At 70.4% G+C, this 23,746-nt stretch carries 24 protein-coding genes and 1 pseudogene; 7 read left to right on the top strand and 18 right to left on the bottom strand.

Features of this window, described 5'->3' with window-relative positions; translation table 11 throughout:
* Window positions 1-20 precede the first annotated feature (20 nt).
* Complete coding sequence (locus tag AC0IWM_RS04915; protein ID WP_471753327.1) at window positions 21-692, bottom strand: YoaK family protein; 672 nt, start codon at window positions 690-692, stop codon at window positions 21-23.
* Window positions 693-860: 168 nt separating this feature from the next.
* Between AC0IWM_RS04915 and AC0IWM_RS04910 the strand changes: the two genes are divergently transcribed.
* From AC0IWM_RS04910 to AC0IWM_RS04900, 3 genes are read left to right on the top strand one after another with little or no spacing between them, the layout of a single operon-like run.
* Window positions 861-1,289 carry a response regulator gene (locus tag AC0IWM_RS04910; protein ID WP_056466516.1) on the top strand — a complete coding sequence of 143 codons (429 nt, stop codon included), beginning with the start codon at window positions 861-863 and terminating at the stop codon, window positions 1,287-1,289.
* Between the two features lie 51 nt (window positions 1,290-1,340).
* Entirely contained in the window at window positions 1,341-1,703 is a 363-nt protein-coding gene (locus AC0IWM_RS04905) for a photosystem reaction center subunit H (protein ID WP_471753326.1), read from the top strand.
* Between the two features lie 55 nt (window positions 1,704-1,758).
* Window positions 1,759-2,835, top strand: coding sequence for an ROK family protein (locus AC0IWM_RS04900; protein WP_471753325.1), 1,077 nt, complete (start codon window positions 1,759-1,761; stop codon window positions 2,833-2,835).
* Between the two features lie 15 nt (window positions 2,836-2,850).
* Here the strand turns inward: AC0IWM_RS04900 and AC0IWM_RS04895 are convergent, their stop codons facing one another.
* From AC0IWM_RS04895 to AC0IWM_RS04830, 14 genes are all read right to left on the bottom strand, one after another.
* Complete coding sequence (locus AC0IWM_RS04895) at window positions 2,851-3,462, bottom strand: DUF2939 domain-containing protein (protein WP_056466507.1); 612 nt, start codon at window positions 3,460-3,462, stop codon at window positions 2,851-2,853.
* 14 nt (window positions 3,463-3,476) lie between these two features.
* Window positions 3,477-4,034 (bottom strand): RNA pyrophosphohydrolase, encoded by a 558-nt coding sequence (locus AC0IWM_RS04890; RefSeq protein ID WP_471753516.1) that lies wholly within the window; start codon window positions 4,032-4,034, stop codon window positions 3,477-3,479.
* Between the two features lie 78 nt (window positions 4,035-4,112).
* Window positions 4,113-5,330, bottom strand: a complete 1,218-nt coding sequence (locus AC0IWM_RS04885) for a divergent polysaccharide deacetylase family protein (RefSeq protein ID WP_471753515.1) — start codon at window positions 5,328-5,330, stop codon at window positions 4,113-4,115.
* 132 nt (window positions 5,331-5,462) lie between these two features.
* Window positions 5,463-6,785 carry a S41 family peptidase gene (locus AC0IWM_RS04880; protein WP_471753324.1) on the bottom strand — a complete coding sequence of 441 codons (1,323 nt, stop codon included), beginning with the start codon at window positions 6,783-6,785 and terminating at the stop codon, window positions 5,463-5,465.
* Window positions 6,785-8,092 (bottom strand): murein hydrolase activator EnvC family protein, encoded by a 1,308-nt coding sequence (locus tag AC0IWM_RS04875; protein WP_471753323.1) that lies wholly within the window; start codon window positions 8,090-8,092, stop codon window positions 6,785-6,787. Before AC0IWM_RS04875 ends, AC0IWM_RS04880 begins: the two co-directional genes overlap by 1 nt.
* Window positions 8,093-8,121: 29 nt before the next feature.
* Window positions 8,122-8,622 carry a 23S rRNA (pseudouridine(1915)-N(3))-methyltransferase RlmH gene (gene rlmH / locus AC0IWM_RS04870; RefSeq protein ID WP_471753322.1) on the bottom strand — a complete coding sequence of 167 codons (501 nt, stop codon included), beginning with the start codon at window positions 8,620-8,622 and terminating at the stop codon, window positions 8,122-8,124.
* Window positions 8,623-8,638: 16 nt separating this feature from the next.
* Window positions 8,639-9,082 carry a ribosome silencing factor gene (rsfS, locus tag AC0IWM_RS04865; RefSeq protein WP_471753321.1) on the bottom strand — a complete coding sequence of 148 codons (444 nt, stop codon included), beginning with the start codon at window positions 9,080-9,082 and terminating at the stop codon, window positions 8,639-8,641.
* Between the two features lie 63 nt (window positions 9,083-9,145).
* Entirely contained in the window at window positions 9,146-9,769 is a 624-nt protein-coding gene (locus AC0IWM_RS04860) for a nicotinate-nucleotide adenylyltransferase (protein WP_471753320.1), read from the bottom strand.
* A gap of 30 nt (window positions 9,770-9,799) precedes the next feature.
* Window positions 9,800-11,098, bottom strand: a complete 1,299-nt coding sequence (locus tag AC0IWM_RS04855) for a glutamate-5-semialdehyde dehydrogenase (protein ID WP_471753319.1) — start codon at window positions 11,096-11,098, stop codon at window positions 9,800-9,802.
* Window positions 11,099-11,207: 109 nt separating this feature from the next.
* The gene (gene proB, locus AC0IWM_RS04850; protein ID WP_471753318.1) at window positions 11,208-12,344 is read right to left on the bottom strand and encodes a glutamate 5-kinase; all 1,137 of its coding nucleotides are present in this window, start codon (window positions 12,342-12,344) and stop codon (window positions 11,208-11,210) included.
* Window positions 12,345-12,420: 76 nt separating this feature from the next.
* A complete protein-coding gene (obgE, locus tag AC0IWM_RS04845; protein ID WP_471753317.1) occupies window positions 12,421-13,455 on the bottom strand; it encodes a GTPase ObgE in 1,035 nt (344 codons plus the stop codon).
* A gap of 151 nt (window positions 13,456-13,606) precedes the next feature.
* Window positions 13,607-13,873 carry a 50S ribosomal protein L27 gene (gene rpmA / locus AC0IWM_RS04840; protein ID WP_056466480.1) on the bottom strand — a complete coding sequence of 89 codons (267 nt, stop codon included), beginning with the start codon at window positions 13,871-13,873 and terminating at the stop codon, window positions 13,607-13,609.
* 39 nt (window positions 13,874-13,912) lie between these two features.
* Entirely contained in the window at window positions 13,913-14,227 is a 315-nt protein-coding gene (gene rplU / locus AC0IWM_RS04835) for a 50S ribosomal protein L21 (RefSeq protein ID WP_055947814.1), read from the bottom strand.
* A gap of 223 nt (window positions 14,228-14,450) precedes the next feature.
* On the bottom strand, window positions 14,451-15,986 hold the full coding sequence (locus tag AC0IWM_RS04830) for a helicase HerA-like domain-containing protein (protein WP_471753316.1): 1,536 nt from the start codon (window positions 15,984-15,986) through the stop codon (window positions 14,451-14,453).
* Window positions 15,987-16,125: 139 nt separating this feature from the next.
* On the opposite strand from AC0IWM_RS04830, the pseudogene AC0IWM_RS04825 reads away from it, so the two are divergent.
* Together AC0IWM_RS04825 and olsB are read left to right on the top strand one after the other, a co-directional pair.
* Window positions 16,126-16,569, top strand: a pseudogene (locus AC0IWM_RS04825) (DUF2267 domain-containing protein); the annotation flags it as partial.
* A 202-nt stretch (window positions 16,570-16,771) separates the two neighbouring features.
* Window positions 16,772-17,818, top strand: coding sequence for a l-ornithine N(alpha)-acyltransferase (gene olsB, locus AC0IWM_RS04820; protein ID WP_471753315.1), 1,047 nt, complete (start codon window positions 16,772-16,774; stop codon window positions 17,816-17,818).
* 7 nt (window positions 17,819-17,825) lie between these two features.
* Here olsB and AC0IWM_RS04815 read toward each other — a convergent pair whose 3' ends face one another.
* From AC0IWM_RS04815 to AC0IWM_RS04805, 3 genes are read right to left on the bottom strand one after another with little or no spacing between them, the layout of a single operon-like run.
* The gene (locus AC0IWM_RS04815; RefSeq protein ID WP_471753314.1) at window positions 17,826-18,686 is read right to left on the bottom strand and encodes an SDR family oxidoreductase; all 861 of its coding nucleotides are present in this window, start codon (window positions 18,684-18,686) and stop codon (window positions 17,826-17,828) included.
* 24 nt (window positions 18,687-18,710) lie between these two features.
* Window positions 18,711-19,856 carry a tRNA epoxyqueuosine(34) reductase QueG gene (queG, locus tag AC0IWM_RS04810; RefSeq protein WP_471753514.1) on the bottom strand — a complete coding sequence of 382 codons (1,146 nt, stop codon included), beginning with the start codon at window positions 19,854-19,856 and terminating at the stop codon, window positions 18,711-18,713.
* 59 nt (window positions 19,857-19,915) lie between these two features.
* Window positions 19,916-20,608: a glutathione S-transferase family protein gene (locus tag AC0IWM_RS04805; RefSeq protein ID WP_056466467.1), complete on the bottom strand. Its 693-nt coding sequence runs from the start codon at window positions 20,606-20,608 to the stop codon at window positions 19,916-19,918.
* A gap of 252 nt (window positions 20,609-20,860) precedes the next feature.
* On the opposite strand from AC0IWM_RS04805, the gene AC0IWM_RS04800 reads away from it, so the two are divergent.
* Complete coding sequence (locus AC0IWM_RS04800) at window positions 20,861-21,664, top strand: undecaprenyl-diphosphate phosphatase (protein ID WP_056467894.1); 804 nt, start codon at window positions 20,861-20,863, stop codon at window positions 21,662-21,664.
* A gap of 168 nt (window positions 21,665-21,832) precedes the next feature.
* On the top strand, window positions 21,833-23,692 hold the full coding sequence (locus AC0IWM_RS04795) for a methylmalonyl-CoA mutase family protein (protein WP_471753313.1): 1,860 nt from the start codon (window positions 21,833-21,835) through the stop codon (window positions 23,690-23,692).
* Window positions 23,693-23,746: the final 54 nt, after the last annotated feature.

Raw genomic sequence — 23,746 nt, 5'->3', positions numbered from 1 at the left:
TCAACCAGGGTCTCGCGGGCTCATTTCCCCGCGGCGGCCCTCGCCGGCGCCGCACGCGCCGTCAGGACCGTCGCCAGGAGTGCGAGGAGGCCGGCGATGCCGGCGGGAATGGCGAGGGCATACAACGCCAGCTTCCCGTAGGCGACCGTCCCGGCCACCGATCCGAAGAGGAGCGAGAACCAGACGACGCCGTCGCCGATCCAGGCCGTGCGCGCTCCGCGCCGGGCGAGCGCCAGGGCGAGCTTCTGGCCCAGGCCGAATAGGGCGCCGGTGACGAAGGTGGTCCCGGCCCGGAAACCCTGGACGTGGGACAGGACGGCGTTCTGCGCGCCCATGGCCAGGGCCAGCATCAGCGAGGCGATGCCCGAATCAGGTGCGGCCGTGGCGGCCTCGAAGGCGGCCCCGACGATCGCGGTCTCGAAGCCGAGGATGACCGGGGTGACCCAGCGTGCCGGCGTCAGGGCCGACAGGCCGCCGCCGCAGATGCCGCCGAGGAGGAAGGCCACGATCAGCAGGGCCGGCAGGATGGCGTGATGCGGGTCGCCGTGCCCGACGGAGACCGCGAACTGGGTCGTGTTCCCGCTCATGAACGAGGTGTAGAGGCCGCCGAGCCGGATGAAACCGAGGGCGTCCACGTAGCCGGCGAGGGCCGTGAGGATCAGGCCGAAGCCGAGGTGCCAGGGACGGGTCATCGGCTGGACGCGCGTCCATTCACCGGCCGACCCGCAGGGTTAAAGCTTCGCTTACCAAGTCCGCGCAATTGGAGTGATCGGCGGCGAACGATGCGCCTGGGCGACCCGTTTGTCTTGCGATCCGGCCCGGCCCCCAGGGGCTCACGCCGGGTGAGTAGGAGTTGCGTCATGATTTCCTTCGCCTGCGCCTTTCCCGCCCATCCCGCCTTCAGCCCCCGCGGCGCCGCCGAGACCGTCCTGGTGGTCGAGGATGAGGCCATGGTCTGCGAGCTCGCCGCCGAGGCGCTGCTCGACGAGGGCTACCGCGTCCTCACCGCCGCCGATGCCGATGCGGCGGAGGACATCCTGGCGCGGGAGCGCGTCGACCTGCTCTTCACCGATATCGATCTGGCCCGCAACACGAACGGGATCACCCTCGCGCATCGCGCCCGCCGGCACTTGCCGAACCTGCCGGTGGTCTACACCTCGGGCGGGCGCGGCCATCTTTCCCAGGCCGATGCGGTCACCCAGTCCGTCTTCGTCCCGAAACCCTACCGCCTGAGCCATCTCGTGGCCCTCGCCAACGAGATTCTGCGTTCCCACCCCCATCACGGCTGAGACCGGACCGCGCGCGGCGCGGGTTCGGCCACCGGAGTCCGGAGCCCTCGCATGCGCCCTCTCTTCGCCCCCCTCCTCGTTCTCCTCGCCACCACAGCGGCCGCTTCGGCAGCCTGCGACGTGAAGGGCGCCAAGCTCGAGGAGGCGATCGCGGGCAAGTCCGAGCTGCGCGAGACCGCCAACAAGCAGACGGTGCGCGACCTGCGCACGCTGCGCGACGCCGCCATCGTGCTGGAGACCTACAAGTACGCCGCGGAGTGCGAGCGCCTGGTCGAGATCGTACGCGCCCTGGCCTCCAATCCCGAGAAGACGATCGAGCGCGGCGGCGACACCGACGAGGACAAGGCCGAGGACCTGATGGAGGCTCGCGAGCCGAAGGCGCCGGCCCCGGGCGAAACCGCCAAGCCCAAGTGAACGCCCCGTGCGTTGAGCTGCGCGTAAGGACCAGGCACAGGGCAGGCGGACAGGCATGGCGAAGGACACTCAGATCCGCGAGGCGGGCATCGCGCACGCGGCGCAACGGCTGCCGTCGGTGGTGGTCGACGATTACAATATCGAGCTGAAGGACGGCGACGGCTTCATCGGCGACCGGGTTTCGAAGTCTGCGTTCCGCGAGATGCTGGAAGCGTGCCGGGAGCGCCTGCGCGCGCTCGGCGACGATCCCCTCGGCGACAAGGACAGCTGCGACTTCTCCAAGCGTCGACTGGACCAGATCCTGCTCGGCGACGATCCCCTCGCCTCCGGCGTGGTGCTCAGTGCCGTCGAGGATTTTGCCCAGGAGCTCGCGCGGGTGGCCCGCCTCTTTCTCGGCCAGGACGGCTGGGAGGGCACCGAGGCGATCGTGGTCGGCGGCGGCTTCTCCGACAGCCGGGCCGGCCGCCTCGCGGTCGCGCGCGCGGGCTTCCTCCTGCGCGCCGGGGGCCTCGACATCACCCTCGAACCGATCCGGCACCATCCCGACGAAGGCGGCCTGATCGGCGCCGTGCACCTGGCGCCGTCCTGGATGTTCTCCGGTTACGACAGCCTGCTCGCCGTCGACATCGGCGGCAGCAACATCCGCGCGGGGGTCGTGGTCACGAACCTCAGGAAGGCCGCAGATCTGTCGCGCAGCGAAGTCTGGCGCTCCGAAATCTGGCGCCATTGCGACGAGGATCCGATGCCCAGCCGCGACGAGGCGGTGGAGCGCCTCGTGGGCATGCTCAACGACCTGATCCGGCGGGCGGACCGCGCCAACCTAACCCTGGCGCCTTTCCTCGGCATCGGCTGCCCCGGCATGATCGAGGCCGACGGCACGATCGATCGCGGCGGGCAGAACCTGCCCGGCAACTGGGAAGGCAGCGACTTCAATCTCGTCGAGCGCATCACGGCGGCGATCCCCCGCATCGGCGAGCATCCGACCATGGTGGTGATGCACAACGACGCCGTGGTGCAGGGCCTCAGCGAGGTTCCGGACCGCAAGACCGTGACGCGGTGGGGCGTTCTCACCATCGGCACCGGGCTCGGCAATGCGCGGTTCACCAATCGGGGCACCGAGGACGCGGATTGAAGCGGATCCGACCTCTCAGCGGGCCTTCGCGCCGGTGCGCGCGAAGGCCTGGGCGATGCGCTCGCGCAGCTCGTCGTTGAGCTCGATATCGACGAGGCGCCAGGTCCAGCCGCGCAGGCGCAGGCGAATCCGCAGACGGCGGTCGCGGCCGGCCTCAGGCGGCACGCCGATCACGACGGTGCGAAACCCTCGCATCTCCGAGGCGAGGTAGAAAGGGATCAGCCGGCGCAGGCTGTCGATGCGCAGGCCCCCACCCCCGGACTTGCCCTCCGGCGGGTTGCGGCCGAGCTCCACCGATTGCGGCCAGCCGTCATCGAGGAGATCGACCACCGTGGCGGGCGTGACCAGGGCCTCGGCGATGGGGATCGCCAGGGCGGCGGCGGCCTCGGCGATGCGCTGGCGCTCCCGTGGCTCGGCGTCGGGTGCCGCCGGATCGCGCGCCTGCGCAGCCGCCGCGGCCTGACGGATCACCGACAAGCGCAGGGTGCGGAAGTTGACGTGCCGGCCGATGTAGTCGGTGTCGTGCGCCTGCACCGCACGGGCGAGATCGTAGAGCGCCCAGAGCGGTGTCAGCGTGTACGCGAACCATCCGAGCACCAACAGGATCGGGATCGACCACCATCGCATCGGGCGTCAGGCCGTCACGCGGGGGCGCGCCACGCCGTGAGTCCCGCGAAGGCCTGAACCACGCCCTCGTAGACCGGCCGCTTGAACGGCACGATCAGGTCCGGCAGCCCGGCGATGGGCTCCCAGCGCCAGGCGTCGAACTCGGACTTGAAGGCTCCGTCGCCGGGTGTCGCGACGTCGATCTCGTCGTCGGAACCGAGAAAGCCGAAGGCGAACCACTTCTGGGTCTGGCCGCGGTAGCGCCCCTTCCAGGCCTGCTTGAGCACCTCCGGCGGCAGGTCGTAGGAAAGCCAACCCGCGGTCTCCCCGAGGCGGACCACCGAACCGGGCGCGACGTTTGTCTCCTCGTAGAGCTCGCGCAGGGCGGCCGCGGCCGGATCTTCGCCCTCGTCGATCCCGCCCTGGGGCATCTGCCAAGCCCGTCCGTCCGCCACGTGCTCCGGCCCGGCATCGGCACGCCGCCGGCCGATAAAGACGAGACCGGCGCGCGAGATCAGCGTGATGCCGACGCAGGGACGGTACGGGAGGTCGGCGCCGCCGGCGATCGGGGATGCGGTCATGGGCGCGACCATAGGCAGGCGCGGCATGTGCCGCAACGCACGAAACGGCGGCAGAGCGCAATTCCAGGTCGGGCCGTCGGCGCGAACGCCTCAGGGTTTCGCGCTGGTGAGCCGGGTATTCGGACCACCGCCCCGCAGGGCAACGCTGACCGGGACGAGCCGGATGCCGCGCGCCTCCGCCTCGGCGGCCCAGCGGGCGATCCGCTCGATGCTCATCGGCAGGGCGGATGCGGAGGCGAAGGCGAAGCCCTTCTGCCGGGCCTGGGCTTCGAGCCGGGCGAGTTCCCGGTCGATGGCCTCGGGACGCGGCAGGGCGTCGAGCACGATCTCGGCCCGGGCGACGGGTACCTTCACCTTAGCGGCCAGCGAAGCGGCGAGAGAGCGCGGCGAGGTTCCGTCGTCGACGAAGCCGAGGCCGCGGGCGCCGATCTCGCGCAGGACCGGCTCCAGGGCGGCCGGGTCGCTGGTGAGCTTCGCGCCCATGTAGTTGACGATGCCGACGAAGCCGGAGAACCGGCTCATGACCCAGCTCAGGCGGTCGAGATTTTCCGGCGGGCGCGAGCTCGTGAGCAGCGTCTGGGGACCGGGATCGCTGTCGGGATAGTCGAAGGGCTCCATCGGCGCCTGGAGCAGGGCCTCGTGCCCGGCTTCGCGGGCCCGCGCCACGGTCCGCTCAAGATCGCTGCCGTAGGGGGCGAAGCCGAGGCTGATCGCGGGGGGCAGCCGGGTGATGGCGCTGGCCGTGGCCGCCTGCCCGATCCCCAGGCCGGACACCAGGATGGCGATGCGGGGACCGGCGCCACCGGCATCCGGCCGCGCGTAGACGTCAAGGGCGCGCAGGCGCCCGTCCCCGAGGCGCGGAATGTTGCCGTGGCGCCCGCGCTCGACGAGGCGCGGATCCGGGGCGGCGCTCAGCTTCTCCGGCGCCGCCGACGGGACCTGGATCACCACCGCGTCGGTAGGCGCCGCCGTGCCGGTCGGGCGCACCACGGTCACGCCCGAGGCGTTCTCGACGTCGCTCGCGCTGCTCGGACCGAATTTCGGCGCCTCGGGCCGGGCGGCCGCCTGCACGGCCGGCTCCGGGACCGCCGGTTCACGAAGCGCGATGACCGCCACCGCGCTCGGTTCGCCCCCTTCGGGATCGCCGGCCACGACGAGGATGCTGGCACCGAGGACGAGACCCGCCAGGAGTCCGCTGAAGATCATCGGGGGGTTCACCCGCACCTGTCGCAACGACCGCAGGCGCTGGCCGGCGGTCGGCTTGCCGCCGAGCGGACGGGTCAGGATGTCGTCGGTGGCCACGCGCAGCCGCTTCCCCAGGCTCCCGGACCGACGATCGTCGGGGTCATGGCCGAAACGGCGACGGCCCCCAGCGTCGGTCCTGAACCGACATTGGGGGCCGTCATGGTTAACGCTTCGCTAAGGCGAGGCGGATCCAGTTCAGTTCGGAACGGCCGCCTTCGGCGTATTGGCCGCACCCTTCTGGATGCCGCGCAGGAAATCGAAGGCGGCGATGAGCTGCTTGTCCTTGGACGGATCCGGCGGAACGTAGGCGGACGAACCGCCGCGCTCCTCGACATCCTTCTGCTTGAGGTGCCCCTTCAGGCCGGCCTCCCCCTTGGTCTCGTCCTTGCCCTTCAGCTCATCGGGCACCTCCTGCAGGACCTCCTGGTCCGGCTCGATGCCCTTGGCCTGGATCGAGCGGCCCGACGGCGTGTAGTACCGCGCCGTGGTCAGACGCAGGGCACCGCTGCCGCCGAGCGGGATGATCGACTGCACCGAGCCCTTGCCGAACGAGCGCGTGCCCAGCACCGTGGCACGCTTGTGGTCCTGCAGGGCGCCCGCCACGATCTCGGAAGCCGAAGCGGACCCGCCGTTCACCAGCACCACGATGGGCTTGCCCTTGGTCAGGTCGCCGGATTTGGCCGAGAAACGCTGGGTCTCGTCCGGGTTGCGGCCGCGGGTGGAGACGATCTCGCCACGGTCGAGGAAGGCGTCCGACACCATCACGGCTTGGTCGAGGAGACCGCCGGGATTGTTGCGCAGGTCGAGCACGTAGCCCTTGAGCTTGTCGGCGCCGATATCGGTGTTCAGCTTGTCGATCGCCGCGCGCAGGCCGTCGAAGGTCTGCTCGTTGAACTGGGTCAGGCGGATGTAGCCGACGTCACCGCCCTCGGCGCGGGAGCGCACGGGCTTGATCTTGATCACGTCGCGGTTGAGCGTGACCTCGATCGGGTCCTTCGACTCCTTGCGGCTGATCTTCAGCTTCACCGGCGAGTTCACCGGGCCGCGCATCTTGTCGACGGCCTGGTTCAGGGTCAGGCCCTGGACCTGATCCTCGTCGATCTGCGTGATGACGTCGTTGGTGAGGATGCCGGCCTTCGAGGCGGGGGTGTCGTCGATCGGGGTCACGACCTTGATCAGGCCGTCCTCCATCGTGACCTCGATGCCGAGGCCGCCGAACTCGCCGCGGGTCTGCACCTGCATGTCGCGGAAGCTCTTGGAATCCATGTAGCTCGAATGCGGGTCGAGGGAGGTCAGCATGCCGTTGACGGCCGCCTCGATCAGCTTCGCCTCGTCCGGCTTCTCGACGTAGTCGGTGCGCACTTTCTCGAACACGTCGCCGAACAGGCTGAGTTGGCGGTAGGTTTCGGCGGAGGCCGCGACCGCGCTGGTCCCGGAGAGCAGGCGGGTCTGGGTCGCCACCATGGAGGACCCGACGCCGATGAACGCGCCGAGCAGAACGAGGGAAACCTTGCGCATTATCCGCGAACCTTCTCGCTGGGGCTTTTCGCCCACCAAGGCTCCGGGTCGATGGAGCCGCCGTCTTTTCTGAACTCTACGTACAGGACCGGATCGCCGCGATCGCCGGCCGCCGCATCGGCGCCGGTCCCGCTCTCCCCCATCGCCGCCACCGGCTCGCCCGCAAGCACGAACTGGCCGACCTCGACGTTGATCTGGTCCATCCCCGCCAACAAGAGATAGTAGCCATCGCCGGCGTTGATGATCAAGAGACGCCCGTATGAGCGGAATTGCCCGGCAAAGGACACCCAGCCATCGGCCGGTGACGAAACCACGGCCTTCGGCCGGGTCGCGAGCGATATGCCGCGGGTCGTGCCACCGTTGCCGTCGGGCTGGTTGAAGCTGCGCAGGAGCGCACCGCTGACCGGACGCGGCAGGTCGCCACGGGTATCGACGAAGCGCACCTTTGGTGCCAGCCGGGCCGGATCCCGAGCGCCGGCGGCAGCGAAGCGCTCCTGCGTCGCGCGGGCCTCGCGGGTCTCGGCCGCCCGGGCCTCCTCGGCCGCGCGGCGAGCGGAGGCGACCTCCCCCTCCATCCGGTCGAGGAGGTCCTTGAGGCTGCGCGCCTGGACGGAAAGTTCGGCGGTTCGGGTCCGCTCCGCGGCCAGTCCGCTCTCGATCTCGGCCTGGCGGGTGCGCCGCGCCGCGATCAGGGCGTTCAGGCGCTGCTGCTCTCGGGCCCAGTTGGCCAGATCGTTGGTCAAACCTTCGCGATCGGAAGCGATGAGCCCCTTCAGCCTGACGAGTTCGGTGAGGTCACCTGCCAGGGTCTCGGCCTCGCCACGCAGTTCTGGCACGACGGCGCCGAGCAGCATCGAGGTCCGGATCACCGCGAGCACGTCCTCCGGCCGCACCAGCACGGCCGGTGGCGGGCGCCGCCCCATCCGCTGGAGGGCCGCCAGGATCTCGGCGATGACGCCGCGCCGGGAGTCCAGCGACCGCCGCAGGGCCGACTCGCTTGCGCCCAGTGTCTTCAGGCGCTCCTCCAGGCGGCTCATGCGCACTTCGGTGGCCTGAGCCTGACGCGCGGCGTCGACGAGGGCGGCGTTGAGCTTGGCCCGGTCGCCGCCGATGCTGGCGATCTCCGCCTCGTACTTGGCGCGGACTCCGGTGCTGGCGGCCAGCGCCTCCTCGATGCGCCGGAGGTTCTCGGCCCGGCGAGCCTTCTCCTCGAGGGCCTTCTGGACCGCCTCAGGCGTCGCCGGCTCCTCCGCGCGGAGTGCGACCGGCAGGGCGAGCAGCGCGAGCGCCAGCAGGCCGCCTCTCATGCCGTCTCGCCTGCGTCGCTTGGCCGGATTCATCGCTCGTCGAGATTTCCGCGGTGGTACGGGTGGCCGGCAAGGATCGTCAGCGTGCGATACACCTGCTCCAGGGCGAGGACGCGCACAAGCCCGTGCGGCAAGGTGGCGGCACCGAAGGACAGGGCGAGCTCGGCCCGGTTCCGTACGCCGGGGTCGAAGCCGTCGGCGCCTCCGATGGCGAGGACGAGGATTGAGCGGCCGGCATCGCGCCAGTCGCCGACCCGCGTCGCGATGGTCTCGCTGGTGAGGTCGGAGCGCCCGCGCTCGTCATAGACCGCCAGCACCGCACCGGCGGTCGCATGCGCGAGGATCGCAACCCCCTCTTCGGCAGCGCGGTCCTGGGCACGACGCGCCCGGCTCTCCGGGATTTCGGCGATGTCGCAAGCGGGGAAGCCGAGACCGCGACCCACTTGCGCGGCGCGCTCGCGGTAACGGGCAGCGAGATCGCGTTCGGGACCGGGCTTCAGGCGACCGACCGCCGCCACGAGGAGGCGCACGGAGCGGCGCCGGCGCTCACTCGGCCAGGGCGGAGAGGGGACGGTCGCTGGTGGGACGGTCGGCACCCCACATCTTCTCGAGATTGTAGAAGCCGCGCACCTCCGGACGGAAGATGTGCAGGATGATGTCGCCGGCATCGATCAGCACCCAGTCGCAGGCCGGGAGGCCCTCGACGCGCGCGGTGCCGAGCCCTTTCGACTTCATCTCCTGCAGGACCCGGTCGGCGATGGCGCCGACGTGGCGCTGGGAGCGGCCGGACGTGATGATCATGGTGTCAGCCAGGGAGGTCCGGCCCATCAGATCGATCTCGATCGTCTCCTCGGCCTTCATGTCCTCGAGGCAGTCGAGGGCCAAGCTTCGGAGATCGTCGATCTTCCGGTCGGTGGAATCGTCGGAGCCTGAGGATCCGGTGTGGGCCGCGTCGTTCAGCGTCTGGGTTCCTGCAATCGCCATCGTCATCCCGTGATCGTACCCTGTATGCGGATAAAGTGGAATGTGGCTCTTGCCTTTTCCATGACCGGCCTAAGCGCCGCTTTCCGTGCTGGCCCGCAGCGCCGTCGAGGAGAGGGTCGAGCGCGGCCCGTGCAGGAAGACCCAGGCAGGGGCCGGCCGGTCGACCAGGGTCGGCGCCTCCGGCTCCGGAATGCGCCAGCGCCCGAGGGCTCGGGCCGCGCGGGCGGCCGGCGCGGTCAGGGTAAAGCCCGGCCGATCGATGATCGCGATCGGCATCAGGCTCGCGATCTCGGAAAATCCCTGCCAGCGATGAAATGTCGCGAGGCTGTCGGCGCCCATGATCCAAACGAAGCGCACCGACGGGTTGCGGAGGGTGAGGAAGCGCAGGGACTGGCGGGTGTAGCGCGCACCGATCCGCGATTCGAAATCCGTCACCGCGATGCGGGGATGATGGGCGACGCGGTCTGCCCGCTGCACTCGCCGGTCGATGGCCGCGAGATCGCCCCGGTCCTTCAGTGGATTGCCCGGCGTCACCATCCACCAGACGCGATCGAGACGCAGGCGTTTCAGGGCAACGAGGCTGACATGCCGATGCCCGAGATGGGCCGGGTTGAAGGAGCCGCCATAGAGGCCGATGCGCAGGCCCGACGCGACGGGGGGCAGGTGCGCCGGCCCCGACGCGTCAAGGCGCATCGGGGTCCGGACGGATCGGGAAGCCCCGCATCAAGGACGGGTCTGCCCGTTCCCGTGGACGCGGTACTTGAAGGTGGTCAGTTGCTCGACGCCCACCGGCCCACGCGCGTGCATGCGACCCGTGGCGATCCCGATCTCCGCTCCGAAGCCGAACTCGCCGCCGTCGGCGAACTGGGTCGAGGCGTTGTGGGTCACGATCGCCGAATCGACCTCGGCGAGGAAGCGGGTCGCCGCGGCCATGTCGTCGGTGATGATCGCGTCGGTGTGGTGCGAGCCGTTGGTCTCGATGTGCGCGATCGCGGCGTCGAGGCCGTCGATCACGCGCACCGCGATGATCGCGTCGAGATACTCGGTGCGCCAGTCGGCCTCGGTGGCGGCGGTGACCCGGTCGTCGACGGCCTGGGTGGCGGCGTCGCCGCGCACGGCGCAGCCCGCCGCCAGCAGAGCGGAGACGAGGGGGCCCAGATGTGTGGCGGCGCAGGCACGGTCGACCAGCAAGGTCTCGGCGGCGCCGCAGATGCCGGTGCGCCGCATCTTGCTGTTGAGGACGATGGTCCGGGACATCTCGAGGTCGGCACCCGCCGCCACGTAGACGTGGCAGATGCCGTCGAGATGCGCGAAGACCGGCACGCGGGCTTCCGCCTGCACCCGCTCCACGAGGCCGCGCCCGCCGCGGGGTACGATGACGTCGATGCCGCCGTCGAGGCCGGTCAGCATCGCTCCCACCGCTGCGCGGTCGCGGGTCGGCACGATCTGGATGGCGTCCGCGGGCAGGCCCGCCTGCTCCAGTCCGGCGCGCATGACGCGGGCGATGGCCATCGCGGAGCGGTGGCTGTCCGAGCCCGCCCGCAGGATCGCCGCGTTGCCGGCCTTGAGACAGAGCGCGCCGGCATCGGCGGTGACGTTGGGCCGGCTCTCGAAGATGACGCCGATCACCCCCAGGGGCACGGCGATGCGCTCGATCAGCAGGCCATTGGGCCGCTCGAATGCCGCCACCTGCCGTCCGACGGGATCGGGCAGCGCGCCGATCTTGGCCACCGCGTCCGCTATGCCGCTGAGGCGGCCCGCATCGAGCGTGAGCCGGTCGATGAGCGCCTGGGTCTGGCCGGCGGCGCGAGCCGCTTCCACGTCGCGGGCGTTCTCGGCCAGGATGCCGTCCCGCTCGGCGCGCAGGCGCTCGGAGATCAGGCGTAGGGCCGTGTCCTTGGTCTGAGCTGGGGCGAGGGCGATCTGCCGGGCGGCGGCGCGGGCGCGCCGGCCGATGGCGTTCATCTCCTCGGAGAGGTCGCCGGGGGGCACAAAATCGGTTCGCAGGTTCAGAACGGGCACGGCCTTCATCCTCGCGACCGTCCCGGAAATGGGGCGCGGCCGCCATGTGTTAACGTCCGTCATGCCATGCCGGATACGGTCAAAACAAGCATTCCCGCTGACAGATCAGCTATTCCCCTACCATAGCGAGGTCATCGCGATGCACCATCTCGGCGCGGCCGGGGTGGGTGAGAAGATCTGCGATCTCACGACTCGGCCTGCCGATGATGCGCAGGGCCTGGTCGCTGTCATAGGCCACGAGGCCCCGTCCCAGGATTCGCCCGGCCTCGTCGCGGATCACCACCGCGTCGCCTCGCCCGAAACCGCCCTGGACCTTGATGACTCCAACCGGCAGCAGGCTCGCGCCGCCCTGGAGGGCGCGCGCCGCGCCGGCATCGACGGTGAGGATGCCGCGCGGCTCCAGGGATCCGGCGATCCAGCTCTTTCGGGCGGTGACCGGGTTCGAGCCGGACAGGAACCAGCTGCAGGGCCCGCCCCCGAGGATGGTGCGCAGGGGGTTCTTCTCGCGCCCGTCGGCGATGATCATGTGGGTGCCGCCGCTCGCGGCGATCTTGGCCGCCTCGACCTTGGTGCGCATGCCACCGCGCGAGAGCTCCGAGGCGGGACCGCCGGCCATGGCCTCGATCTCGGGGGTGATCCGCTCGATCAGAGGGAGGTGACGCGCGTCCGGGTCGGTGTGCGGCGGCGCGGTGTAGAGGCCGTCGATGTCCGAGAACAGCACCAGCACGTCGGCGCCGATCATCGTCGCGACACGGGCGGCGAGGCGGTCGTTGTCGCCGTAGCGGATCTCGCTGGTGGCGACCGTGTCGTTCTCGTTGACCACGGGCACGGCTCGCACCTCGAGGAGCTTCAGAACCGTGGCACGGGCATTGAGGTAGCGCCGGCGCTCTTCGGTGTCCTGCGGTGTCACTAGGATCTGGCCGGCCGCGATGCCGTGATGTCCCAAAGCCTCCGACCAGTGCCGCGCCAGAGCGATCTGCCCGACGGCCGCCGCCGCCTGACTTTCCTCAAGGCGCAGGGTCCCGGGCGGGTAGCCGAGCACCGTGCGTCCCAGCGCGATGGCACCGGAGGAGACCACGAGTACGTCGGCCCCGCTGGCATGAAGGTCTGCGATGTCCTCGGCGAGCGCGCTCAGCCATGCATGGCGCAGGCGCCCGCGCGTCCGATCGACGAGGAGGGCCGAGCCGACCTTGATGACGATGCGGCGGAAATCTTGGAGGTTGGGGATCTGGACGTCGGAGGTCATCGGCAGCGTCGGCGGGAGGACGATTGTCCGCTTGTGACGACCGGTCGCCCTTCGCACAAGGGCTTGCCGCCTCTCCTCAGGGCTGCCACGCCTCCGCAGGCCGCGCCTCGGCCTCGGCCAGCTTGGCCTCGTCCATCTCGCGGGCGAGGGCCCGCAACGCATCCTGCACGCCGAGGCCGGTGGCCGACGACAGGACCAGGGGCTTCTTCTTCGAGGCGCGCTTCAGACGAGCGACCTGCTCCTTGAGGACGTCCGGATCGACCACGTCGGCCTTCGAGAGCGCAACGATCTCGGGCTTCTCGTCGAGGCCGTGGCCGTAGGCCTGGAGTTCGCGCCTGACGAGCTTGTAGGTCTGCCCGGCATGCTCGTTGGTGGCTTCCACGAGGTGCAGCAGCACACGGCAGCGCTCCACGTGGGCCAGGAACCTGTCTCCGAGGCCGACCCCATCATGGGCGCCCTCGATCAGGCCCGGGATATCGGCGAGGACGAACTCGCGCTCGTCGGAGCGCACCACGCCGAGGCCCGGATGCAGCGTCGTGAAGGGGTAATCGGCGATCTTGGGCTTGGCCGCCGTCACGGTGGCGAGAAACGTGGACTTGCCGGCATTGGGCAACCCGACGAGGCCCGCATCGGCGATGAGCTTCAGGCGCAGCCAGACCCACTGCTCGTGGCCTTCCAGGCCCGGATTGGCGTGCTTCGGAGCCCGGTTGGTCGAGGTGGTGAAGTAGGCATTGCCGAAACCGCCGTTGCCGCCCTTGGCGAGGCGCACGCGCTGGCCGACATGGGTCATGTCGGCGATCAGGGTCTCGCCGTCCTCCGCCAGGATCTCGGTGCCGGCCGGCACCTTCAGCACCACGTCGGCGCCGTTGGCCCCGTGGCGGTTCGAGCCCATCCCGTGCTCGCCCTTCTTGGCCTTGAAGTGCTGCTGGTAGCGATAGTCGATCAGCGTGTTGAGCCCGTCGACGCACTCGACCCAGACATCGCCGCCGCGCCCGCCATCACCGCCGTTCGGCCCGCCGAACTCGATGAATTTTTCGCGGCGGAAGGCCACGCAGCCGGCGCCACCGTCGCCGGAGCGGACATAGACCTTGGCTTCGTCGAGGAATTTCACGGGCGGACTCGAGATCAGGTTGGATGTCGGGGCGCTGGCGCGCCACCGAAGCGTCGAGGGCGAGAAACGACAACGGGGAAGACGGTTTCCCATCTTCCCCGGGATCATCTGGTGGTCGGACCCGCCTGGCGGAAGGCCCCGGGGAAGCGCCTTACTCGGCGGCTTCCTGAACCGGAACGACGGTGACGAAGGCGCGGCCGCGCTTCGTCTCGAACAGTACGCGGCCAGCGGCCTTGGCGAACAGGGTGTGGTCCGTGCCGATGCCGACATTGGTGCCGGGATGCCACTTGGTGCCGCGCTGCCGCACGATGATGTTGCCCGGGATGACGGCTTCCGAGCCGAACTTCTTCACGCCGAGGCGCTGGCCGGCCGAATCGCGGCCGTTGCGGGACGAGCCGCCTGCTTTTTTATGGGCCATGAGGAGTTACTCCGAATTCTTGGATCTCAGGTCGGATCGTCAGGCGCTGATGCCGGTGATGCGGACCACCGTGTGGTGCTGGCGGTGGCCCCGCTTGCGGCGGGAGTTCTGGCGGCGACGCTTCTTGAAGGCGATGACCTTCGCGTCGCGACCGTGGCTGACGATCTCGCCGGTGACGCTGATGCCCGAGAGCAGCGGCGCGCCGACCTGAGTGGCGCCTTCGCCGTTCGTGAAAAGGAGCACGTCACCGAAGGTGACGGCCGAGCCGGCCTCGCCTTCGAGGGTGGCGATCGTGATGGTGTCGTTGGCGGCAACGCGATACTGCTTGCCGCCCGTCTTGATGACTGCGAACATCGTTCTCTCTTCGTGTTCTCTGCCGGCCTCCGGCGCGCCTCGCGGCGAATCCTGGACCGTCTTCTTGTTCAGGTCATCCGCGACACCGGATCGGGGCTTGTCGCCTGGGCCGAGCGCGAACGCGAAACGCGCGGACTTCGTCGAGGAAGCCGCGCGAGAGGCGGTGGATAGGCGGTGACGGGGTATTTTGTCAATGCTGGCGACTGCGTCGGTGCCCGACGCCCTAGCGCTTCGTGAGCCCGCCCAGCACATTTCGCAGGATTGCGTTCCCCACCTCGGTCCCGACCTTGCGGGCCATGGAGCGGGCGGCATTGCCGAGGACCTGCTCGGCGAGGCCCGGGGCCGGACGACGGCCGCCCTTGCCCGTGGGTTTCGAGCCGAGGACGCCCCCGAGCCAGCCGCCGAGCATGCCACCCAGCCCCCCCTCCGCAGGCTCGGCCCCGTCCGTGCCGGCGCCATCGAGGCCCTTGCGGGCGGCCAGCATCTCGTAGGCGCTCTCGTTGTCGACCGACTGGTCGTACTTGCCCCGCACCGGGCTCTTCGCGATGAGCTCGGCGCGCTCGGCCGGGGTGATCGGACCGACGCGCCCCTGCGGCGGGGCGATCAGGGCGCGTTCCACCACCGAGGGCGTACCCTTCGCCTCAAGGAAACTCACCAGCGCCTCGCCGACGCCGAGCTCGGTGATCGCCTGAGCGACGTCGAAGCCGGGATTCTGGCGGAACGTCTCGGCGGCGGCCTTCACGGCGCGCTGATCACGCGGCGTGAAGGCGCGCAGCGCGTGCTGCACCCGGTTGCCGAGCTGGCCGAGGACGGATTCCGGCACGTCGAGGGGGTTTTGCGTGACGAAGTAGACGCCGACCCCCTTCGAGCGGATGAGGCGCACCACCTGCTCCACCGCATCGAGGAGGGCCTTCGGAGCATCGTCGAACAGCAGGTGCGCCTCGTCGAAGAAGAATACCAGCTTCGGCTTGTCGAGGTCGCCGACCTCGGGCAGCTGCTCGAACAGCTCTGAGAGCATCCAGAGCAGAAACGAAGCGTAGAGCCGGGGCCGCTGCATCAGCTTGTCGGCGGCAAGGATATTGACGATGCCGCGCCCCTCGCGATCGACCCGCATGAAGTCATTAAGATCGAGGGCCGGCTCGCCGAAGAATCGGTCGGCGCCCTGGTTCTCCAGCATCAGGAGCTGGCGCTGGATGGCGCCGACCGAAGCCGCCGAGACGTTGCCGTACTGGCCCGAGACCGCCTTCAGGTTTTCGGTGAGGTAGAGGAGCAGGGCGCGCAGGTCCTTGAGATCGAGGACCGGCCACTTGTTGTCGTCGGCGACCCGGAAGGCGATGTTGAGCACGCCCTCCTGGGTATCGTTGAGCTCCAGCAGGCGCGCGAGCAGCAGCGGTCCCATCTCGATGACGGTGCAGCGAATCGGGTGACCCTGGTCGCCGAACAGGTCCCAGAACACCGTCGGGAATCGGTCGGGCTCGTAGGGGATCCCCAGTTCCTCGGCGCGCTTGACGAAGACCGGCTTGGATTCGCCGGCCGCCGCGAGCCCAGAGAGGTCGCCCTTGATGTCGGCGGCGAAGACCGGGACGCCGGCATTGGAGAAGCCCTCCGCCATCACCTGAAGGGTCACCGTCTTGCCGGTGCCGGTGGCCCCCGCCACCAGACCGTGGCGGTTGGCGAGCCGGAGGGTCAGGCCCTCGGGCTTCAAGGTTCCATCCTTCAGCGGCGCCTTGCCGACCAGGATCGTGCCATCGTCCTGCATGACCGTCCGCTCCTCTTCGCCGACCTGGGCGCGGCGGCATCGACCTTGACGGTTATGGGCCGCGACCGCGGCATTTTCCAGCGCTTCGCGGGCCGGCCTTGATTTCGGGGCGGCGAGGCCGGAAGGACAACGTCCCGACCGAGCAGCAATCCCGGCCGCGCGGAACACACGGCCACCCAGGAGCCCGTTTGAGATGGAAGAGTTGATCGCCCGCGTCACGACCCGGACCGGCCTCGATGCCGCGACGGCCCAGACCGCCATCGGCCACATCCTAGCCTTCCTCCAGAAGGAGGGACCCGCCACCGAGGTGAGCCAGCTGCTCAGCGCCCTGCCGGGATCCGAGACCGCGGTCGCCGAGTCCAATGCCGGCGAGGGCGGCGGCGGCCTGATGGGCATGCTCGGCGGCATGATGGGCGGCGGCGGCGTCATGGCCTTGGGCCAGAAGTTGATGTCGGCCGGCGTACCGATGGGCCAGATGCAGCCCCTCGGCCAGGAGCTGTTCGCCTATGGCCGCGAGAAGGCCGGCGAGGACGTGATGGGACCGATCGTCAGCGCGATCCCCGGCCTGAACCAGTTCGTCTGAGATCGCGCGGGTCCGATCCTTCGGCGACTACCCATCGGGACGTCGCCGAAGGGCCGGTTCTGATCCATTCCAAGCCCCTCTGGCAAAACAGCAATCCGTGTCATAAAAGCGTGTGGGCTTCGTGATTTTGTGACCTCCCGAAGGCACGAGGCCAGGGGCTCCCGCGGAGCCGCCTCGGTGTCCCGACAGGGCGGATTGGACGATGGTCCCGAACTTCGCGCGCGATGCCTCCACGGCGTGGCTCAATGGCTGGGAGGCGCATGTGCACGCCCCCTTCGCCAGGCTGAAGCAGCGCACCGCCGAGGCGGGCCGTGCCGGCCTGCCCGCCTTCCATCCGCGCGGCCTGCTGCTTCCGCCGGGTACAGCGCCGATCCGGTTCAAGCCCCGTCTCAGGAAACCCCTGGCTGCGCCTGGCCTGGCGCCGACGCTCGGCCGCATCGGCACCCTGGAAGTGCGGCTCGCCACCACGGTCTCCGAGATCCGGCGGGCGCAGCGCTTGCGCTATCGGGTGTTCTACGAGGAGATGTCGGCCGTCCCGAGCGGACTCGCGATGCTGTCGCGGCGGGACATCGACGATTACGACGCGGTCTGCGACCACCTCCTCGTCATCGATCACGCCACCGTGGATGCCTCGCCCTTCGCAACCAAGCCTTTCCGCCGGCCTCGGCCGAAGGTGGTCGGCACCTACCGGCTCCTGCGCCAGGAGGCGGCCGACCGCCATTTCGGCTTCTACACCGCGGGCGAGTACGACATCGCCCCGATGATGGCGGCCAATCCGGGGGCGCGCTTCCTCGAACTCGGCCGCTCCTGCGTGCTCAAGCCCTACCGGACAAAGCGGACGGTGGAACTGCTCTGGGCCGGCATCTGGGCCTATGTCCAGCATCACCGCATCGATGCCATGCTCGGCTGCGCCAGCCTGGAGGGGACCGACCCCGAGCGCCTGGCCCTGCCCTTGAGCTTCCTCCACCACCACGCCCGCGCCGCCGAGGGCTGGTGCGCCCGCGCCCTGCCGGAGCGCTACGTCGCGATGAACCGCCTGGCGCGCGAGGCCGTCGACCCGAAGGCGGCGCTTCAGGCGCTGCCGCCGCTGATCAAGGGCTACCTGCGCGTCGGGGCCACCTTCGGCGATGGGGCGGTGGTGGACCACCAGTTCGGCACCATCGACGTCTTCGTGGTGCTGCCCGTCTCGGCCATCGCGGCGCGCTATCGCGACCATTTCGGCGTGCCGGCGAATCGGCAGGCGGCCTGAGCGAGTCTCAGGTCCGCGCGTCCGCCACGAGGGCGGCGAGGCCCTCGCGGTAGGTCGGATAGGCGAGGTCGACGCCGAGTTCCTGGCGGATGCGGTGGTTCCTCACTCTCTTGTTCTCGCCGTAGAAGCTGCGCGCCATCGGGCTGAGGTCGGCCGTCTCGAAATCCACCTCCGGCGGCAGCGGCAGGCCGGCGAGCTTGGCGGCGTATTCGGTGACCACCTGCGGCGGCGTCGGCGCGTCGTCGGTGACGTTGTAGACGGCGCCGTTGCGCGGCCGGTCGATCGAGGCCAGCAGCGTCGTGGCGATGTCGTCCACGTGAATGCGGTTAAACACCTGTCCCGGCTTGATGATCCGCTGCGACTTGCCCTCGCGCAGCTTCACGATCGGGTTGCGGCCCGGGCCGTAGATGCCCGAGAGGCGGAACACCTGGACGGGTTTGCCGGTCTCGCGCCCGAGCGACAGCCAGGCCGCCTCCACGGCGAGGCGGCCTTGGGAGCGGCCGCTGACCGGGCTCGGGGCCGTGTCCTCGTCGATCCAGTTGCCGTGGTGGTCGCCGTAGACGCCGATCGTGGAGAGGTAGCCGATCCAGCCGATGCGGCTGCCCGCGATGGCGTCGCGGTATACCGCGAGGGTCGTGTCGAGGTCGCGGACCGGAGGGGCCGAGACGAGGAGCACATCCGTGTCGGCGAGGTCGGCCGCGATGCGGGGGTCGTCGGAATCGGGTCCGAAGGCCCGAAGCTCGGCGATGTCGCCGGGGCCGGTCCGCGCCGGATCGGTGACCGTGGCGCGGACCCTGTCGAAGCGGTCGCGGGCGCGCTCCACGAAGCGGCGGGCGGTGAAGCCGAGGCCGAAGACGAAAAGATTCATGACAAGCACTTCATGGCAGGCGACTCATGCGGCGGCGTGTCCCGTCGTCTCGGGGCCGGCGGGGTCGAGGGCGAGGCGCCACTCGGCCTGGACGGCGTCGTCGGTTTCGCCGAAACCCCGGGCGTTGAAAAGGTCCCGCAGCCGCGGCCGGGCGACGAGGCGGCCGAGCGCCCACACCGCCATGCCGCGCACCAGGGGCGACGGATCGGACAGGTTCGCCTCCGCGGCGGCGGCGAGCGCGGGCTGGCCGGAGTTGCCGATCGCGATGAGCACGTTGCGCAGGAAGCGGTCGCGCCCGGTGCGCTTGACCGGCGTGCCGGCGAAGTGCGCCCGGAAGGCCGCCTCGTCGAGGCCCGCGAGCGCGGCCAGGGGCGGCGCGGCGAGGTCTGCGCGCGCGGCCATGCGGCCCTCGGCGGCCGTGGCGGCGAACTTGTTCCAGGGGCAGACCGCCAGGCAGTCGTCGCAGCCGAAGACCCGGTTGCCGATGGCGGCGCGGAACTCCGTCGGGATCGGCCCGGCATGCTCGATGGTGAGGTAGGCGATGCAGCGGCGGGCATCGAGCCGGTAGGGCGCCGGGAAGGCGTTGGTCGGGCAGATGTCGAGGCAGCGCCGGCACGAGCCGCAATGGTCGGCCTCGGGCGCGTCGGGCTCCAGCTCGGCCGAGGTGTAGATCGCGCCCAGCAGCAGCCAGTTGCCGAGCGCGCGCGAGACCAGCACCGTGTGCTTGCCCTGCCAGCCGAGGCCGGCGGCGGCCGCCAGGGGCTTCTCCATCACGGGCGCCGTGTCGACGAAGACCTTCACCCGGACGTCGCCCTTGGCCGACAGGTAGCCGCCGAGTTCCTTCAGCTTGCCCTTGACCACCTCGTGGTAGTCCCGCCGCTGGGCGTAGGCCGCGATGGCAGCCCGGTCCGTCCGTGCCAGGACCGCGAGGGGGTCGTCCGCGGGGCCGTAATTCATGCCGAGCATGACCACGCTGCGGACCCCGGGCCACAGGGTGGCGGGGTCGGCGCGCTGGTCGGCGCGCTCCGCCATCCAGTCCATCCCGCCGTGGTGCCGGGCGGCGAGCCAGGCGGGGAGCCGGGCCTTGAGTTCGGGAACGGCGTCCGGCCGGGTGACCCGGACGGCCTCGAAGCCGAGGAGGCGGGCGCGCGCCTCGACCGCCCGGCGCAGGTCGGCGCCCGCGAGGATCCTCCGCGGCGGCTTGTTCGCGGCGCGCGCCTGCGGTGCGTTCAAAAATCCAGGTTCGCGTAGTGGTCCGCCGGGGCCATGCCCGGCACCCGGTCGGCCAGCAGGGTGCGGAAGCACGGGCGCGACTTCACCCGCGCGTACCAGTCCCTCGCCGTCTCGTCCTCGTCCCATGGCACGTCGCCGAGATAATCCACGCAGGAGAGGTGGGCCGCCGCCGCGAGATCCGCATAGGTCAGATGGTCGCCCGCCAGCCATTTCCGGCGGGACATCAGGTAGCCGATATACTTCATGTGGTAGCGCACGTTGGTGCGCGCGGCGCGAATGGCGTTCATGTCCGGCGGACCGCCGCCGTTGGCGCTGTTCATGAAGCGCTTCGAGATCTTCTCGGTGACGAGGTACTCGGTCACCTCGGCGTTGAACTTGACCAGGAACCAGTCGAGCAGGCGGCGCACCTCGACCCGGGCCGCCGTGGTCTCGGGCAGGAGGCGCCGGCCGCTCAGGCCGAGCCCCCGGGTCTCGTCGAGATACTCGGCGATGATGCCGGCCCCCGGCACGGCGAGGCCGGTCTGCTCCACCAGCACCGGCGTCGTCCCGGCCGGGTTGATCAGCAGGAAGGCCTCGCGCCGGTCCCAGGCACGCTCCTCCATCAGCGTCGGCTCCATGCCCATCTCGGACAGGACGAGGCGGATGAAGCGGGAATGCGGGCAGAAGGGAGAGTGGTAAAGCGTCGCCATCGAGGCCGTTTCGCACGGGGAGGGTTTGCCGGGGGACGGGCCGCGTCGAGACCCCGCGGGGATGGTCGGCAGCTATGACACTTATGGCCCGATGGTTGCCGCCTCATTAACACGCTCGTCGCGAACGCGATAACCATCCGTCAACCTTGACGGATCGGCCCCGATCCGCGAAGGCCGCGCAAGGTGGATGCACCACCCGCTTCGGGCCGGCCCGGTCCCACGAAACACCCCAACCGTCGAGGCGCTGAGATGATGGATGCGATGGGCATCGCGAAGGCGGTCGTGCTCGCCGTGGTGGAGGGGGCGACCGAGTTCATCCCCGTCTCGTCGACCGGGCACCAGCTCCTCGTCGGCCACTTCATCGGCTTCGAATCGCCCAACAACACCTTCGAGGTGCTGATCCAGCTCGGCGCCATCCTGGCGATCCTGGCGGTCTATTTCCGCCGGCTCCTGGGCATCACCCTGTCGCTGCCCAACGACCCCAAGGCGCGCCGGTTCGTCCTCGGCATCCTGCTGGCCTTCCTGCCGGCGGCGATCATCGGCGGCCTCTTCTCGAAATACATCAAGTACTACCTCTTCAACCCTTGGATCGTCTGCGCGACCCTGGTGGCCGGCGGCATCGTCCTGCTCGTCCTCGACGAGACCGAGCTCGAGGTGAAGAAGCGCGACGTCTTCGATTTCACCCTGCCGATGGACTTCAAGATCGGCCTGTTCCAGTGCATCGCGATGATCCCGGGCGTGTCGCGCTCGGGCGCCACCATCGTGGGCGCGATGCTGATGGGCGCCGACAAGCGCTCGGCCACCGAGTTCTCGTTCTACCTCGCGATCCCCACCATGGCGGGGGCCTTCGCCAAGGACCTGCTCGACAACTACAAGAACCTCTCGCGGGACGACACCGGCCTGATCATCATCGGCTTCATCGTCGCCTTCATCTCGGCCTTCATCGTGGTGCGGACGGTGCTCGACTACGTCGCCTCGCACGGGTTCCGGCTGTTCGCCTGGTGGCGCATCATCGTCGGCTCCCTCGGCTTCGCCGGCCTGATCCTCTTCGGCTGAGGCGCGGGCGCCGATCCGCGGACCGGCGGAGATAAAGAATACAGGCGGGCGAGGCGATTGCGTCCGCGCTCCGCCGCGTGCAAGGGCTGTCCGGAAAGACGGCCCGGCCGCGCTCGGCCGGAGCCGAGCCGCTTGGCCGGAGCCAAGCACATGCGGAGGCCAGCCCCGATGGAAGACCGTCCCCTCGCCGACCTGTTTCCGCCCGCGACCCGCGAGCGCTGGCTCGGCCTCGTCGACGGTGTCCTGAAGGGCGGGGATTTCGAGAAGCGCCTCGTCTCGAAGACCGCCGACGGCCTCCGCATCGAGCCCCTCTACGACGCGGCCGCGCCGGTGGCGCAGCCCATGCGGGCGCCCGGCCCGTGGCGCGTGTCCCAGCGGGTCGACCACCCGGAGGGAGCCCAGGCGAGCGCCCTCGCCCTCGCCGACCTCGAGGGCGGCGCCGATGCCCTCGCCCTGGTCTTCGCCGGCGCCCCCGCCGCCCGCGGCTACGGCCTCACCGCCACGAACGCCGCCGACCTCGACGCGGCTCTCGGCAACGTGATGCTGCCGCTGATCGCCACCCGCCTCGACGCGGGCGCGCGCGGGATCGAGGCCGCCTTCCTGATCAAGGACGTGGTCAAGGCCCGCGGCGAGACCCTGAAGGGCCTGGACCTCGACCTCGGCCTCGACCCCGTCGGCACCCTCGCCGCCGGCGGGTCCCTGGCGGAGAAGTACGGCGCCGAGATCGGCCGCACCCTCGCGGCCTTCGACGCCGAGGGCTTCACGGGACGCGCCTGCCTCGCCGACGGCCGGCCCTACCACGAGGCCGGAGCCAGCGAGGCCGCCGAGCTCGCGGCCGTGCTCGCCACCGCCGTGGACTACCTGCGCGTCCTGGAGGCCGACGGGCACCCGCTGGAGCGCGCCCGCGATGCCGTCGCGGTCCTGCTCACGGCCGATGCCGACGAGTTCCTGACCATCGCCAAGTTCCGGGCCATGCGCCGGCTCTGGGCGCGGGTGGAATCGGCCTGCGGCCTCGCGCCCCGGCCCCTGCGCCTCCATGCCGAGACCGCCTGGCGGATGATGACCCGGCGCGATCCCTTCGTGAACATCCTGCGCACCGCCATGGCCGCCTGCTCGGCCGGCCTCGGCGGTGCCGACGCGATCACCGCCCTGCCCTACACGGCGGCCCTGGGCCTGAGCGATGCCTTCGCGCGGCGCGTGGCGCGCAACAGCCAGATCGTCCTCATCGAGGAATCGAACCTCGCCCGCGTCGCCGACCCGGCCGCCGGGGCCGGCAGCTTCGAGACGCTGACGGGCGAGCTGACCACGGCCGCCTGGGCCGCCTTCCAGGAGATCGAGGATGAGGGCGGCATCGTCGCGAGCCTGCGGAGCGGCATGATCCAGAAGCGGATCGCCGCGACGCGGGCGACCCGGTCCCGGAACGTCGCCACCCGCCGCGAGGCGCTGACCGGCGCCAGCGAGTTCCCCTACCTCGCCGAGAAGCCCGTCACGGTGCTGGAGGTCGCCCCCGTGGCGGCGCCCCCGGCCGCCGGCTTCGGCCGCGGGCCGGCCATGACCGGCGCGCCCCTGCCCTCCCGGCGCCTCGCCGAGCCCTACGAGGCCCTGCGCGACGCCTCCGACGCGGCGCTCGCGGCGAGCGGCCGCCGCCCCTCGGTGTTCCTGGCCAATCTCGGCCCCGTGGCGGTCTTCAACGCCCGCTCGACCTTCGCCGCCAACGCCTTCGCGGCCGGCGGCATCGAGGCGGTGAACCAGGAGGGCTTCACCGATCCGGCGGCCCTGGCGGAGGCCTTCCGCGCCTCGGGTGCCCGCATCGCCTGCCTGTGCTCCTCCGACGCCCTCTACGCGATCCACGCGGTCGAGGCCGCCCGGGCCCTCAAGGCCGCGGGCGCCGCCACCCTTTACCTCGCCGGCAAGGCGGGCGACCTCGCCGAGCCCCTGAAGGCGGCCGGCGTCGATGGCTATCTCCAGGCCGGCGGCGACGTTCTGGCGCTGCTGACGGGAGCGCTGGCGCACGCGACGAACGCGTAGGGGCGCAACCGACGGGCGGCCACGCTCGTTCTCGGCCCAGTCGAGTCGAAACAC

This window comes from Methylobacterium sp. AC433 (genome assembly GCF_979253015.1).
Note: the sequence above shows the minus strand (reverse complement) of the source record. Positions and strands in the feature narration are given on the sequence as shown.

Excerpts from the sequence above, each read along its gene's own strand:
- AC0IWM_RS04875 (WP_471753323.1), bottom strand. The coding sequence starts at position 8,092 with ATGAGAGGCGGCCTGCTGGCGCTCGCGCTGCTCGCCCTGCCGGTCGCA.
- AC0IWM_RS04805 (WP_056466467.1), bottom strand. The coding sequence starts at position 20,608 with ATGGCGACGCTTTACCACTCTCCCTTCTGCCCGCATTCCCGCTTCATC.
- AC0IWM_RS04880 (WP_471753324.1), bottom strand. The coding sequence starts at position 6,785 with ATGCGCAAGGTTTCCCTCGTTCTGCTCGGCGCGTTCATCGGCGTCGGG.
- AC0IWM_RS04910 (WP_056466516.1), top strand. The coding sequence starts at position 861 with ATGATTTCCTTCGCCTGCGCCTTTCCCGCCCATCCCGCCTTCAGCCCC.
- olsB (WP_471753315.1), top strand. The coding sequence starts at position 16,772 with ATGGTCCCGAACTTCGCGCGCGATGCCTCCACGGCGTGGCTCAATGGC.
- AC0IWM_RS04860 (WP_471753320.1), bottom strand. The coding sequence starts at position 9,769 with ATGCGCCTTGACGCGTCGGGGCCGGCGCACCTGCCCCCCGTCGCGTCG.
- AC0IWM_RS04830 (WP_471753316.1), bottom strand. The coding sequence starts at position 15,986 with ATGCAGGACGATGGCACGATCCTGGTCGGCAAGGCGCCGCTGAAGGAT.
- rsfS (WP_471753321.1), bottom strand. The coding sequence starts at position 9,082 with ATGACGATGGCGATTGCAGGAACCCAGACGCTGAACGACGCGGCCCAC.
- AC0IWM_RS04905 (WP_471753326.1), top strand. The coding sequence starts at position 1,341 with ATGCGCCCTCTCTTCGCCCCCCTCCTCGTTCTCCTCGCCACCACAGCG.
- AC0IWM_RS04915 (WP_471753327.1), bottom strand. The coding sequence starts at position 692 with ATGACCCGTCCCTGGCACCTCGGCTTCGGCCTGATCCTCACGGCCCTC.
- AC0IWM_RS04890 (WP_471753516.1), bottom strand. The coding sequence starts at position 4,034 with ATGGTCGCGCCCATGACCGCATCCCCGATCGCCGGCGGCGCCGACCTC.
- proB (WP_471753318.1), bottom strand. The coding sequence starts at position 12,344 with ATGACCTCCGACGTCCAGATCCCCAACCTCCAAGATTTCCGCCGCATC.
- AC0IWM_RS04900 (WP_471753325.1), top strand. The coding sequence starts at position 1,759 with ATGGCGAAGGACACTCAGATCCGCGAGGCGGGCATCGCGCACGCGGCG.
- AC0IWM_RS04815 (WP_471753314.1), bottom strand. The coding sequence starts at position 18,686 with ATGAATCTTTTCGTCTTCGGCCTCGGCTTCACCGCCCGCCGCTTCGTG.
- AC0IWM_RS04800 (WP_056467894.1), top strand. The coding sequence starts at position 20,861 with ATGGATGCGATGGGCATCGCGAAGGCGGTCGTGCTCGCCGTGGTGGAG.
- rpmA (WP_056466480.1), bottom strand. The coding sequence starts at position 13,873 with ATGGCCCATAAAAAAGCAGGCGGCTCGTCCCGCAACGGCCGCGATTCG.
- rplU (WP_055947814.1), bottom strand. The coding sequence starts at position 14,227 with ATGTTCGCAGTCATCAAGACGGGCGGCAAGCAGTATCGCGTTGCCGCC.
- AC0IWM_RS04795 (WP_471753313.1), top strand. The coding sequence starts at position 21,833 with ATGGAAGACCGTCCCCTCGCCGACCTGTTTCCGCCCGCGACCCGCGAG.
- AC0IWM_RS04895 (WP_056466507.1), bottom strand. The coding sequence starts at position 3,462 with ATGCGATGGTGGTCGATCCCGATCCTGTTGGTGCTCGGATGGTTCGCG.